11 protein-coding genes and 1 riboswitch are annotated in these 12,340 nt (G+C 73.2%); of the genes, 3 read left to right on the forward strand and 8 right to left on the reverse strand.

Features of this window, described 5'->3' with window-relative positions; genetic code table 11:
- Positions 1 to 131: 131 nt before the first annotated feature.
- The 3 genes from GHR20_RS10495 to GHR20_RS10505 all read left to right on the forward strand — a co-directional run bounded on the left by GHR20_RS10495 (position 132) and on the right by GHR20_RS10505 (position 3,424).
- Positions 132 to 872 (forward strand): ATP-binding cassette domain-containing protein, encoded by a 741-nt coding sequence (locus GHR20_RS10495; RefSeq protein WP_111585602.1) that lies wholly within the window; start codon positions 132 to 134, stop codon positions 870 to 872.
- On the forward strand, positions 854 to 2,182 hold the full coding sequence (locus tag GHR20_RS10500; protein ID WP_153813027.1) for a hypothetical protein: 1,329 nt from the start codon (positions 854 to 856) through the stop codon (positions 2,180 to 2,182). The genes GHR20_RS10495 and GHR20_RS10500 overlap by 19 nt, the downstream gene beginning before the upstream one ends.
- A gap of 108 nt (positions 2,183 to 2,290) precedes the next feature.
- The gene (locus GHR20_RS10505) at positions 2,291 to 3,424 is read left to right on the forward strand and encodes an LOG family protein (protein WP_153813028.1); all 1,134 of its coding nucleotides are present in this window, start codon (positions 2,291 to 2,293) and stop codon (positions 3,422 to 3,424) included.
- 17 nt (positions 3,425 to 3,441) lie between these two features.
- Here GHR20_RS10505 and GHR20_RS10510 read toward each other — a convergent pair whose 3' ends face one another.
- From GHR20_RS10510 to frr, 8 genes are all read right to left on the reverse strand, one after another.
- The gene (locus tag GHR20_RS10510; protein ID WP_153813029.1) at positions 3,442 to 4,239 is read right to left on the reverse strand and encodes a maleylpyruvate isomerase family mycothiol-dependent enzyme; all 798 of its coding nucleotides are present in this window, start codon (positions 4,237 to 4,239) and stop codon (positions 3,442 to 3,444) included.
- Between the two features lie 24 nt (positions 4,240 to 4,263).
- Positions 4,264 to 5,280: an ABC transporter ATP-binding protein gene (locus tag GHR20_RS10515; protein ID WP_194858858.1), complete on the reverse strand. Its 1,017-nt coding sequence runs from the start codon at positions 5,278 to 5,280 to the stop codon at positions 4,264 to 4,266.
- Positions 5,280 to 6,881 (reverse strand): iron ABC transporter permease, encoded by a 1,602-nt coding sequence (locus GHR20_RS10520; protein WP_153815925.1) that lies wholly within the window; start codon positions 6,879 to 6,881, stop codon positions 5,280 to 5,282. Before GHR20_RS10520 ends, GHR20_RS10515 begins: the two co-directional genes overlap by 1 nt.
- A 47-nt stretch (positions 6,882 to 6,928) precedes the next feature.
- The gene (locus tag GHR20_RS10525) at positions 6,929 to 7,999 is read right to left on the reverse strand and encodes a thiamine ABC transporter substrate-binding protein (protein WP_153813030.1); all 1,071 of its coding nucleotides are present in this window, start codon (positions 7,997 to 7,999) and stop codon (positions 6,929 to 6,931) included.
- 70 nt (positions 8,000 to 8,069) lie between these two features.
- Positions 8,070 to 8,176, reverse strand: a riboswitch (TPP riboswitch).
- Between the two features lie 25 nt (positions 8,177 to 8,201).
- On the reverse strand, positions 8,202 to 9,308 hold the full coding sequence (rlmN, locus tag GHR20_RS10530) for a 23S rRNA (adenine(2503)-C(2))-methyltransferase RlmN (protein WP_148025238.1): 1,107 nt from the start codon (positions 9,306 to 9,308) through the stop codon (positions 8,202 to 8,204).
- A gap of 125 nt (positions 9,309 to 9,433) precedes the next feature.
- Complete coding sequence (locus tag GHR20_RS10535) at positions 9,434 to 10,210, reverse strand: VOC family protein (RefSeq protein ID WP_148025239.1); 777 nt, start codon at positions 10,208 to 10,210, stop codon at positions 9,434 to 9,436.
- Between the two features lie 184 nt (positions 10,211 to 10,394).
- Positions 10,395 to 11,696, reverse strand: coding sequence for a phosphatidate cytidylyltransferase (locus GHR20_RS10540; RefSeq protein WP_153813031.1), 1,302 nt, complete (start codon positions 11,694 to 11,696; stop codon positions 10,395 to 10,397).
- Positions 11,696 to 12,253: a ribosome recycling factor gene (gene frr, locus GHR20_RS10545; protein WP_046421122.1), complete on the reverse strand. Its 558-nt coding sequence runs from the start codon at positions 12,251 to 12,253 to the stop codon at positions 11,696 to 11,698. The genes GHR20_RS10540 and frr overlap by 1 nt, the downstream gene beginning before the upstream one ends.
- Positions 12,254 to 12,340 lie beyond the last annotated feature (87 nt).

Below are 12,340 nucleotides of genomic sequence, written 5' to 3' on the forward strand. Positions count from 1 at the left end.
CCCGGGGCCGTGTGCTGTCCGGCCACCGTCCGGCGGCTGCCTAGCGTGCCAGTGACCGATCGGCCCTGCCTTCGTTCCCCCGTATGGAGGAACGGGCACGGGAAAACGGATCAGAACCGAGGTGTACGCCCATGGAGGCTCCGCCGGACAACGACGTGCTGTGGGCACGGTCCCTGCACTTCACGCACCCCGACGGCTCCCCCGGACTCACCGGGGTCTCGATCGCCGTGCGCGAGGGCGAGATCCTCGCCGTCAGCGGTGCCCGGGGCAGTGGCAAAACGACCCTGCTGCGCTGTCTGTCCGGCCTGGAGCCGGTGCGCGAGGGCGAGGTCTGGTTCAACAGCACCCCGATGCACACCCTCGGCCCGGCGAACCGCGAACGGCTGCGCCGCGACCGCTTCTGCTGGATCGGCCCCGAACCGGGCCTGGTGCCCGAGCTGAACGCCTGGGAGAACACGGCACTGCCGCTGATGCTGCGCGGCACCAGCCGCCGCCGGGCCAAGGCCACCGCGCTGGAGTGGCTGGAGCGCCTGGACATCGGGGAACTGGCCCGCAAGCGCCCGCACCGGCTGCGCCAGTCCGAACGCCAGCGGATCTCCATCGCCCGCGCGCTGGCCCCGGCGCCCACCGTGCTGTTCGCCGACGAGCCGACGGCCCCGCTGCACCGCGCCGACCGCGGCCATGTGCTGCGCACCCTCACCAGCGCCGCCCGCTCGCACGGCATCACCGTGGTCCTCGCCACCCACGACCCGGAGACCGCGGCCGTCGCCGACCGCACGGTGAACCTGCTGGACGGCAGGGCGGTGCGGACCGTACACCTGCCGGAGGTCCCGGACGCGGAAGGCCGGGCCGCGTGCTCGATCTCCGTCTGACCCGCGCGGCCCGGCCCGCCGTCCAGCTGCGCCGCCTGCTGGTGGCGGCGGCCTCGGCGGGCACCGGCTTCCTGCTGCTGTCCTGCCTCGGCTACGCCCTGAAGCGCCCCGAGGCCGCGGGCTCGGGCGCGCTGCGGCTCGCCTGGTGCGCGGTGCCGGTCGCCGCGACGGTGTACCTCGCCCTCGCCGTGGCCCGCACCGACCCCGGCACCCGCCCGCGCCCCGGCCTGTCCGCCATCGGCCTCGGACCGGCCCGGCTGATGGCCATCTCCGCCCTGGTCACGGCCCTGTCCAGCACGCTCGGCTCGCTCGTCGCCCTCTCCCTGTTCCTGCATCTGCGGGGCGACCTGCCGGGACTGCCGTTCGACGGCGCGGCCGCGTCCTTCCTGGCCGCCGGCAAGTACCTCCCCCGCGCGGCGACCCTGACCCTGCTGGCGGTGGTGCCGGGGGTGACGACGATCGCGGTGGCGCTGGCCCTGCGGCCGAGGGACCCGCGGCTGGTGGCCCGGCCGCAGCGGAGGTACCTCCCGTTCGTCCGGCAGGCCGCGGGTCCGGCCGCGGAGAGCCGTGCGGCCGGGACGGACGCGGCGGGCAGCGGGGCCGCGCCCGCCGCCGCGGGCGCCCCGCCGGACCCGGAGAGCCGGATCGACCCCCGGTTCGCGCCGCCACCGCGCCCCGCCAAGGCCGACGAGGACAAGGGCCCCGGCGACACCCCCGCCGGCCTCCCCTGGGCGGTCGCCCTCGTCGCCGCGGGCCTGACCGCCCAGGCGTACGCGGGCCGCACACCCCCCACCCGCCCCTTCTCCTTCACCGCCGTCCCCACCGGCGCCGGCCTCTTCCTCCTCGGCTGGCTGCTGACCGCCGTCGGCGTGGTCATCGCCGCCCCCGGCCTCACCCACCTCTGCGGCCGTCTCCTGCAATGCGCCCGCCCCGGCGCCCTCCGCCTCCTCGCGGGCCGGGGCCTGATGGCGGAGGCCACCAGGATCGGCCGCCCCCTCGGCATCCTGTGCGCGGTCACCGCCGCCGGATACGCCATGACCACCCTGTACGACTCCCCCGGCCGCCCCTTCGGCCCGCTGAGCGCCCTCGGCGCGCTGGTCGTCGCCGGGTGCGCCTTCGCCACGCTGCTGACCGTGGCCGTCGAGACCCGCCAGGGCCGCGCCGGGACCACCGACGCGCTGCTGCGGCTCGGCGCCCCCGCGACGGTGCTGCGCGGCGCCGCCGCCCTGCGCGCGTTCGCCCTGCTGGCCTTCTTCGCACCGCTCACCCTGGCGATCGCGGCCGTGGCCGCCTTTCCGCTGACCCGGTGAGCCGGTGAGCCGGTGGCCCGATGAGCCGCTGAGGGTAGGGGAGTTCGAGAGTGACATCGCCGTACCCCCCGTCGCGGCCGGGTGCGGCCCGGTCCCTAGCATGGGCGGATGCCCACCCCACCCGCCCGGCCGCGGCGCACCGCCCGCGACCTGGAGATCGAGTCGCTCGCCGAGTTCGACCGCGCCGTCGCCGAGCACGGCTCGCTCGCCCGCTTCCGCGTCCAGGCCGTGGACCTGACGGGCCGTACCGACGCCCTGCTCCATGTCGACACCACCGACGCCGTCTTCCTGGGCTGCCCGATGGCCTCCGAGGCCGCCGCCCGGGTGCGCGCGTCCGGCGCCCTGGTGTTCCCGCCGGTCCCGGGCGTGCCGTTCGACCCGTACCGGGGCCGCCCGTACACGCCGGACGAGCTGTACGCCTCGCTGGAGGAGGGGTACGAGGCGACGCCGGACGCGCGGGCCCACGGCTGGTTCCGGCGGACGAAGGACGACGGCGACGTCTTCGCCTCGATGCTGCGCGCGATCCATGACGACGCCGTCTCCGACGCGCTGGACGAAGTCCTCGACGGCTGCCCGGTGGTCGGGGTCATGGGCGGTCACGCGATGGCCCGGGGCACCGTCGAGTACGCCGGTGCCGCACGGCTCGGCCGCTCCCTCGCCCGTGCCGGGTTCACGGTCGCCACCGGCGGCGGCCCCGGCGCGATGGAGGCGGCGAACCTCGGCGCGTACGCCGCCCCGTTCGCGGACCCGATGCTGGACGAGGCGCTGGTGCCGCTCGCCAAGGCGCCCTCGTTCCGGCCCTCCGTCACGGAGTGGGCGCGGGCCGCCTTCGAGGTGCGCGCCCGCTGGCCCGACGGCGGCACCTCGATCGGCATCCCGACCTGGTTCTACGGCCATGAGCCGCCGAACGCCTTCGCCGCCCACATCGCCAAGTACTTCGCCAACGCCACCCGGGAGGACGGCCTGCTGGCCCGCTCCACCGCGGGCGTGGTGTTCCTGCCGGGCGCCGCCGGGACCGTACAGGAGATCTTCGACAACGCGACGCCCAACTACTACGAGTCGTACGGCGCACCGCGGCCGATGGTGCTGGTGGACCGGGACCACTGGACCCGGGAGCTGCCGGCCTGGCCGCTGCTCCGATCGCTGGCGCGGGGGCGGGAGCTGGAGTCCCGGATCGCGCTGGTGGACCGGATCGAGGAGGCTCCGGAGGCACTGGCCCGGCTGGGGGGCGGGGCCCGGTAGGAGTATCTCCCCACCGCTCAGCCGAAGTCGGAGTTCTCCAGCCAGAACTCCAGCACCGGTCGCTCGCCGACGACTTCGAGCCCCGGGGTGTCCAGCGGCAGCCGGCGGTAGAAGGCCAGCAGCACCGACGTGAGCGGCCCGCGCAACGCGACCGTCGCCTTCTCGTGGCCCCGCCGCCAGCTGACGCCGCTCTCGTCCAGCTCGACCAGCCACTCGGCGTTCAGCGCCGGCGCGGCGTCGGTGGCGTGCAGATGAATGCTGCGGGCGGGCCCGCGCAGCTCCGCGGCCCACGCACGGGCACCGGTGCGCTGCACCCACTCCACCAGCTCCAGCCACTCGTCCAGCGCGTCGGCGGCGATGTCCGGCGCGACCTCGTACGGCGCCCCCGCGGTGAGCGCCGCGTCCGCGCGGTGGACGGTGATCTCATGGGTCATCCGGCGCGCCCAGAAGCCGCTGGTGGCCATGCCGGTCCAGCTCCACACCCCGAGGTCGGGGCCCGCCTCGCGCAGCGCGCCGACGACCAGTTCGCCGCACTCCGCGAGCCACGCGTCCAGCGCGGCCGGATCGCCCTGCTCCTCGGGGCCGCCGCCGAGCGGAATCCGGTCCCACGGGATCATCTCCTGGGCCCGCTCCCGCACCAGCGTGCCGGACCAGCGCAGGGCGCCGCCCAGGTGCCGGACGAGCCGTTCCAGCGACCACTCCGGACAGGTCGGCACCGTGGCCGACAGATCCGCGCCGGAGGTGATCAGCTTCCTCAACTGCCCTACTTGCAGGGCGATTTCGTCACAGTAACGCTCATGCGCGAGGCGGGTCATGGGCCCACCCTAGGTCGCGCGTGATCAGTCGAGCACGACGATTTCGGCCGCGTCGAACTCCGCGCCCACCGTGTCTCCGCTCTCCGGCGCGTCCCGCAGTGCGCAGGCCGCTTCGAGGCGGGGGCCGTCCTGCGGCTGGAGGTGGACGGCGACATGGGTGCCCTTGAAGGTGCGGGCGGCGACCGTGCAGGTCAGCCCGGTGTCGGCGGGGACGAGCCGGACCCCGGCGGGCCGGACGAGCAGGGTCCTGGCGCCCTGCGGGGCGTCCTGCGGGACCGGCAGTTTGCCCCAGGGGCTGTCGGCGACCGCGCCCGTGACCGTCGCCGGGACCACGTTCTCGAAGCCGAGGAAACGGGCCACGAACGCGTCGGCGGGGCGCTGCCAGACGTCCAGTGGCGTGCCGGACTGGGCGATCCGGCCGTCCCGCATCACCACCACCCGGTCGGCCAGCGCGAACGCCTCGCCCTGGTCATGGGTGACGGCGAGCACGGTCGTACCCAACCGCCCGAAGAGTTCCCGGAGTTCGACCACCAGGCGTTCGCGCAGGGAGCGGTCGAGCTGGCCGAGGGGTTCGTCCAGCATCAGCAGCCGGGGCCGGGGGGCGAGCGCGCGGGCGAGGGCGACGCGCTGCTGCTCGCCGCCGGACAGCGCGACCACCGCCCGGCGGGCCGCGCCCGGCAGCCCGACCAGATCCAGCAACTCGCCGACCCGGGCGTCCCGTTCGCCCTTCGCCACGCCGTGCATGCGCAGCCCGAACGCCACATTGGCGCCGACGTCGCGCTGCGGGAAGAGCTGGTGGTCCTGGAACATCAGGCCGACCCCGCGCTGATGCGCGGGCACCCCGCCCTGGTCCCGTCCGGCGAGCGACACCCGCCCGGCGTCGAGGGTCTGGAGCCCGGCGACGGCCCGCAACAGCGTGGACTTGCCGCTGCCGCTGGGTCCGAGCACGCACACCACCTCGTGCTCGGCGACCTCCAGGTCCACCGCGTCCAGCACGGCCCGCCCGCCGAAGCGCACGGTCGCGCCCTGAAGGCTCAGCATCAGAACTCCCCTGTCCGGTCCGTCCGCAGCCGCTCCAGGAGGAGCAGGGCGGCGGCGCACACCACCATCAGAATGGTCGAAAGGGCCATCGCCTGGCCGTAGTTGAGGTCGCCGGGGCGGCTGAGCAGCCGGGCCACGGCGACCGGCAGGGTCGGGTTGTCGGGCCGCGCGATGAACACGGTCGCGCCGAACTCGCCGAGCGAGACGGCGAACGCGAACCCGGCCGCGACCAGCAACGCCCGCCGTACCAGCGGGAGATCGATCTCCCGCCACACCCGCCAGGGCGAGGCCCCGAGCACGGCCGCCGCCTCCCGCAGCCGGGCGTCGACCGCGCGCAGCACCGGCAGCATGGTGCGGACCACGAAGGGCGCGCCGACCAGGGCCTGGGCGAGCGGCACCAGGATCCAGGACTGGCGCAGGTCCAGCGGCGGCTTGTCGAGGGCGATCAGGAAGCCGAAGCCGACGGTCACGGCGGACACGCCGAGCGGCAGCATCAGCAGCGCGTCGAAGCCCCTCACCAGGCGGCCCGCGTCCCGGCGGGCCAGCGCGGCGGCGGCGAGGGCGCCGATCAGCACGGCGATGGCGGTGGCGGCGGCGGCGTACTGGAGCGAGGTCCACACCGCGTGCACCGGCGCCACCAGGAACGTACCGCCGTCGGTGCGGGCAAGCGCCCGGTAGTAGCCGAAGCCGGGGGCGTCGAGGGAGCGGCGGACGAGGACGGCGAGCGGCAGCACCAGGAGCAGCGCCACGGTGGCGAGGACGCCCGCGAGCAGGGTCCACTGCCCGGCGCCGCGCGGCCGGCGCGCGGTGAGCCCGGGGTCGACCAGGCGCAGGGCGCTCTCCCGGCGCCGTACCGTCCAGGCGTGGACGCCGAGGACCGCGCCGACGGCGGCGAACTGGACGAGGGTGAGGACGGCGGCCGTGGTCAGGTCGAAGAGCTCGGAGGTCTGCCGGTAGATCTCCACCTCGAGGGTGGAGAAGGTGGGGCCGCCGAGGATCTGGACCACGCCGAAGGAGGTGAAGGTGAACAGGAACACCATCAGCGCGGCGGCGGCCACGGCGGGCCCGAGGGCGGGCAGCGTCACCTTCCGCCACGCGGCGAACGGCGAGGCGCCGAGCATCCGCGCGGCCTCCTCCTGGCGCGGGTCGAGCTGGGCCCACAGGCCGCCCACGGTCCGTACGACGACCGCGTAGTTGAAGAAGACGTGCGCGAGCAGGATCGCCCACACGGTGGTGTCCAGGCGGACGCCCCACAGCTGGTCGAGCAGTCCGCCGTGGCCGACGAGCGCGAGGAAGGCGCTGCCGGCGACGACGGTCGGCAGGACGAACGGGACGGTGACGACGGCCCGCAGCGCCTGCTTGCCGGGGAAGTCGAGGCGGGCGAAGACGAACGCGGCGGGCAGCGCGAGCAGCAGGGTGAGCGCGGTGGAGGCGAGCGCCTGCCAGGTGGTGAACCACAGCACATGCCGGATGTCCGGCTGGCCGACCACGTCCGCGATCCGCCCGAACTGCCAGGAGCCGCCGGTCTTCAGGCCGCGCGCCACGATCGCGGCGACGGGCCAGGCGAAGAACACGGCGAAGAACGCGACGGGCAGGGCCATCAGCCCCAGCCGCGCCGCGCTCCCGCGTCGCGTCCGCGCGCGGGCGGTCACTTCAGTACGAGTGACGTCCACGTCTTGACCCACTGATCACGGTTGGCGGCGATCTTCTCGGGGGCCATCGTCTCGGGGTGCCGCGCCGGAGGACCGTACTTGGTGAAGTCGGCGGGCACCTCGGCGCCCGCGACCACCGGGTAGACGTACATGTTCAGCGGCATGTCCTGCTGGAACTCCCTGGAGATAAGGAAGTCGAGGAACGCCTTGGCGCCCTTGGGGTTCTGCGCGTTGCTCAGCAGCCCGGCGAACTCGATCTGCCGGAAGCAGGTGCCGGTCGCCACGCCGGTCGGGGCGGTGGCGGGGCGCTTCTTGGCGTAGATCACCTCGGCGGGCGGGGAGGAGGCGTACGACACGACGAGCGGCCGGTCGCCACCGGCCTTCTTGCCCTCCGAGGAGCCGGAGAACTCCTGGTAGTACGCCTGTTCCCAGCCGTCGACGACCTTGACGCCGTTGGCCTTGAGCTTCTTCCAGTAGTCCTGCCAGCCCTGGTCCCCGAACCGCGCGGCGCTGCCCAGCAGGAAGCCGAGGCCCGGCGAGGCGGTGGCCGCGTTCTCGGTGACCAGGAGGTTCTTGTACGCGGGCTTGGTGAGGTCGGCGTACGACTGCGGCGGCGCCAGGTGGTGCGCGCTGAAGTACGCCTTGTCGTAGTTGACGCAGATGTCGCCGTAGTCGACGGGCGTGACGCGGTGCTTGCCGTCGAGCTGGTACCGGGCGCCGACCTTGTCCAGGCCCTTGGCGGTGTACGGCTGGAACAGCCCGTTGTCGAGGGCGCGGGAGAGCAGGGTGTTGTCGACACCGAAGAGGACGTCGCCCTGGGGGTTGTCCTTGGTCAGGATGGCCTTGTTGACGGCCTGTCCGGCGTCGCCGTCCTTGAGGACGCGGACCTTGTACCCGGAGCGCTTCTCGAAGTCCGCGAGCACGCTCTTGGAGACGGCCCACGAGTCGTGGCTGACGAGGGTGACGGTCTTGCCGTCCGCCTTGTCCTGCCCCTGCGTCGAACCGCACGCGGACAGCGCGACCAGGCCGAAGCCGACCGCCGCGACCACGAAGGTCTTGTTGTGCACTTGGTTGTCCTCCTGGGGTTGGCCAGGAAGAACGCGGCCCTGCCCGGAGAACCCGGACAGGGCGCAACAGCTTGAGTAGTGACCGAACTTCCTACCCAGAATGACCTGGGCGAGGTTCAGAGGGTCTGCGGCCTGGTGCCGCACTCTCAGCGCTGTGGCGCTCCCCTGTCGGAATATGAAGATGTGATGGAACGGGCCCAGACTACCGCTCGGTGGCGGCGAGCTGACCGCAGGCTCCGTCGATCTCCTGCCCACGGGTGTCCCGGATCGTCACCGGCACACCGTGCGCGGCGATCGCCTCCACGAACGCCTTCTCGTCCTCGGGCCGCGAGGCCGTCCACTTGGAGCCGGGAGTCGGGTTCAGCGGGATGAGATTGACGTGCACGGGGCGGCCGCGCAGCAGCCGGCCGAGCCGGTCGCCGCGCCATGCCTGGTCGTTGATGTCGCGGATCAGCGCGTACTCGATCGACAGCCGGCGCCCGCTCTTCTCGGCGTACTCGAATCCGGCGTCCAGCACCTCGCGCACCTTCCACCGCGTGTTCACGGGGACGAGGGTGTCGCGCAGCTCGTCATCGGGGGCGTGCAGCGAGATCGCCAGGCGGCACTTGAAGCCCTCGTCGGAGAACCGGTGGATGGCGGGGACCAGGCCGACGGTGGAGACGGTGATGCCGCGCTGGGAGAGACCGAGGCCGTCCGGCGCCGGGTCGGTGAGCGCGCGGATGGCGCCGACGACCCGCTTGTAGTTGGCGAGCGGCTCGCCCATGCCCATGAACACGATGTTCGACAGCCGCGCCGGGCCGCCCGGCACCTCGCCGTCGCGCAGCGCCCGCATGCCGTCCACGATCTGGTGGACGATCTCCGCGGTGGACAGATTGCGGTCCAGGCCCGCCTGGCCGGTGGCGCAGAACGGGCAGTTCATCCCGCAGCCCGCCTGCGAGCTGATGCACATGGTGACCCGGTCCGGGTACCGCATCAGGACCGACTCCACGAGGGTGCCGTCGAACAGCCGCCACAGCGTCTTGCGGGTGGTGCCCTCGTCGGTCGCCAGATGCCGGACGACCGTCATCAGCTCCGGGAACAGCGCCTCGCGCAGCTTCTCCCGGGAGCCGGCCGGGATGTCGGTCCACTGCTCCGGGTCGTGCGCGTACCGCGCGAAGTAGTGCTGCGACAGCTGCTTGGCACGGAACGGCTTCTCACCGATCCCGGCCACCGCTTCCTTGCGCTCGGCGGGCGAGAGATCGGCGAGATGCCGCGGCGGCTTCTTGGCTCCGCGCGGCGCGACAAAGGTGAGTTCTCCGGGAATGGGCATGGTGGTACCAGTGTCGCAGATCCATTGGGGTGACCCGCGGCCGCTGGATTGTGGCGCGTATCGCGGTCCGGCCGCTCGGCTCCGGGGGTCCGGCCGGTACGGGAGCCGGCCGGCCGACGGGTGGCTTACATCGGTTTCGGCTTGATCATCGCGAAGGGGGCGCCCTGGGGGTCGGCGACCACGGTCATGCGGCCGGCCATCATGTCGAAGGGCGGGGCGAGGACCGTGCCGCCGCTTCTGACCAGGGCGTCCACGGTGGAGTCGACGTCGTCGACGGCGAAGTAGCTCAGCCAGTGGGCCGGGGTGCCGGGCGGGTCGTTCGCCAGCTGGGTGACGCCGCCGACCGGGCGGCCGCCGACCAGCAGCACCCAGTAGGAGTCCGCGCCCTCCATGGGCTCGATCTCGATGCCGAACGCCTCGCCGTAGAAGCCGGTGGCGCCGGGTACGTCGCTGGTGTGCAGCTCGTTCCAGGTCAGGGCGCCCGCCTCGTTGACCACCTGGGCGCCGGAGAACGCGCCGGGCTGCCAGACGCCGAAGACGGCGCCCTGCGGGTCGGCGGCGATCAGCATGCGGCCGAGATCGCCGACGTCCATCACCGGGACGATCAGGGTGCCGCCCGCCGAGACGATCGCGTCCTGGGTGGCCTGGGCGTCGGTGGACGCCAGGTAGCTGGTCCAGACGGTGGGCGGCGGCTCCGGCATGTCCTGGGGCTTGGGACCGAGGCCCGCCACGGCCTTGCCGTGCAGCTCGCAGACCGTGTAGCCGCCGAACTCGGCCGGTCCCGGCTGGCCCTGCCAGCCCAGCAGGTCGCGGTAGAAGTCCAGCGCGGCCTGCTGGTCCGACGCCATCAGGTCGACCCAGCACGGGGTGCCGGTCGCGTACGGGGTGGTGACTTCGGGCATCTCTCGCTCTCCCTACCAGGGGCCGCTCTTTGTCACCATCGTGTGGCCAAACACGGGCGCCCGCGCGCCAGGGGCGAGGCCCCGCGGGGCCGGATGAGCGGACGGCCGTACGACGACGGGCCCCGGCCCTGGGAACCAGGACGGGGGCCCGTACGGCCGTGACGGCACGCGACAGCGGGTTTCGTCAGGTGGAGCCGACGAAGAGCACCAGCAGCAGCCAGACCACCGGCGCCGTGGGCAGCAGGGAGTCCAGACGGTCCATGATGCCGCCGTGCCCCGGCAGCAGGGTGCCCATGTCCTTGATGCCGAGGTCCCGCTTGATCATGGACTCGCCGAGGTCGCCCAGGGTGGCGCTGGCCGCGACCGCGAGACCCAGCAGCAGCCCCTGCCACCAGTGGCCGCCGTCGATCAGGAACTGCATGCACAGCGCGCCCACGACCATCGCGAACGACACCGCGCCGAACAGGCCCTCGCGGGTTTTTCCGGGGCTGATCCGCGGGGCGAGCTTGTGCTTGCCGAAGCGCCAGCCGACCGCATAGGCGCCGGTGTCGCTGACCACGGTGAGCAGCAGGAAGGTCAGGACCCGCCAGGGACCGTCGTCCGCGGCGAGCATCAGGGCGACGAAGGTGGCCAGGAAGGGCACGTAGAACGCCGCGAAGACACCGGCCGTGACGTCCTTGAGGTAGCCCTCCGGTGGCTCCGTCATCCGCCAGACCAGCACCGCGAGCGCGGTGAGGGCCATGGCCACCCAGGCGCCCTCGGCGCCGCGCACATAGCCGGCCACCACCATCGCCGCACCGCCGACCGCGAGCGGCACGAGCGGCGCCTTGATCTGCTTGCGCTCCTGGAGCCTGCTGGTCAGCTCCCACAGACCGACGACGACGGCGACCGCGACCACCCCGACGAACACGGCCTTGACGATGAACAGCGACGCGATGATCACCACGCCGAGACCCACGCCGACGCCTATGGCCGCGCTGAGGTCGCGGCCCGCGCTCTTCTTCTGCGGCGCCGGCGCTGGCGCCGGCTGCGGGGCGTCGGGCATGGGTACCGGATTCTGGCTCGGGCTCGGGGTCGGAGCCGGGGTCGGCTGGGGCGTCCCGTACGGGGCCTGCGGCTGCGCCCCGTAGGGCTGCTGCCCGTACTGCGGCCGCTGCTCGAACGGCTGCTGCTGCGGCTGCTCGTACGGCGGCCGCTCCCCGTACGGGGGCTCCGCGCCGTACCGCGGCGGTGTCCCGTGCTGCGGCTGGGGCTCGTCCCGGAACAAGGGGCCGCTCAGCCGAGCAGCCCCCCGGGTGTCGTCCTGGTCTCCGCCATACGCGGGTACATCGGGCACGATGGGCATGGGGCGCGTGTGCTGCGCCGCGGGCGCATCGTACGCGGGACCCGCCGGGGCGTCCCCGCCCTGGACGGGCCCGCCCTCGGCGGGCCCCCAGTAGCCGGTCTGCCCCGCCGGTGGCGGCGCCCCCCAGGAAGAGTCGCTCATCAGACTTCGAGCAGTTCCGATTCCTTGTGCTTGAGGAGCTCGTCCACCTGAGCGACGTACTTCGCCGTCAGGTCGTCCAGCTCCTTCTCCGCACGGCGGCCCTCGTCCTCACCGATCTCGCCATCCTTGATCATCTTGTCGATGGCGTCCTTGGCCTTGCGGCGCACGGAACGGATGGAGACCTTGGAGTCCTCGGCCTTGCCCTTGGCGACCTTGATGTAGTCGCGACGGCGCTCCTCGGTCAGCTCGGGGAACACCACCCGGATGATGTTGCCGTCGTTGCTGGGGTTGACGCCCAGGTCGGAATCGCGGATCGCCTGCTCGATGTTGCGCAGCGCGCTCTTGTCGAACGGCGTGACGACCGCCATCCGCGGCTCCGGCACGGAGAACGAGGCCAGCTGGTTGATCGGCGTCAGGGCACCGTAGTAGTCGGCCACGATCTTGTTGAACATCGCCGGGTGCGCACGGCCGGTGCGGATCGCGGCGAAGTCCTCCTTGGCGACCACGACGGCCTTCTCCATCTTCTCCTCGGCTTCGAGGAGGGTCTCTTCGATCACCACTTGCTCCTGCGTGTCTTGAGTGAGGCCCGGCCGCGGTTCCTCAGCGGTTCGCCGGCCGGCTGCGTCGCGTCTTCTTCCTGCACG

Source organism: Streptomyces sp. SUK 48, assembly GCF_009650765.1.
Taxonomy (GTDB): domain Bacteria; phylum Actinomycetota; class Actinomycetes; order Streptomycetales; family Streptomycetaceae; genus Streptomyces.

Bases quoted from the DNA above. Each gene is read 5' to 3' on its own strand.
- GHR20_RS10495 (WP_111585602.1), top strand. From the start codon at position 132: ATGGAGGCTCCGCCGGACAACGACGTGCTGTGGGCACGGTCCCTGCAC.
- GHR20_RS10540 (WP_153813031.1), bottom strand. From the start codon at position 11,696: ATGAGCGACTCTTCCTGGGGGGCGCCGCCACCGGCGGGGCAGACCGGC.
- GHR20_RS10505 (WP_153813028.1), top strand. From the start codon at position 2,291: ATGCCCACCCCACCCGCCCGGCCGCGGCGCACCGCCCGCGACCTGGAG.
- GHR20_RS10510 (WP_153813029.1), bottom strand. From the start codon at position 4,239: ATGACCCGCCTCGCGCATGAGCGTTACTGTGACGAAATCGCCCTGCAA.
- GHR20_RS10515 (WP_194858858.1), bottom strand. From the start codon at position 5,280: ATGCTGAGCCTTCAGGGCGCGACCGTGCGCTTCGGCGGGCGGGCCGTG.
- GHR20_RS10520 (WP_153815925.1), bottom strand. From the start codon at position 6,881: ATGGCCCTGCCCGTCGCGTTCTTCGCCGTGTTCTTCGCCTGGCCCGTC.
- rlmN (WP_148025238.1), bottom strand. From the start codon at position 9,308: ATGCCCATTCCCGGAGAACTCACCTTTGTCGCGCCGCGCGGAGCCAAG.
- GHR20_RS10535 (WP_148025239.1), bottom strand. From the start codon at position 10,210: ATGCCCGAAGTCACCACCCCGTACGCGACCGGCACCCCGTGCTGGGTC.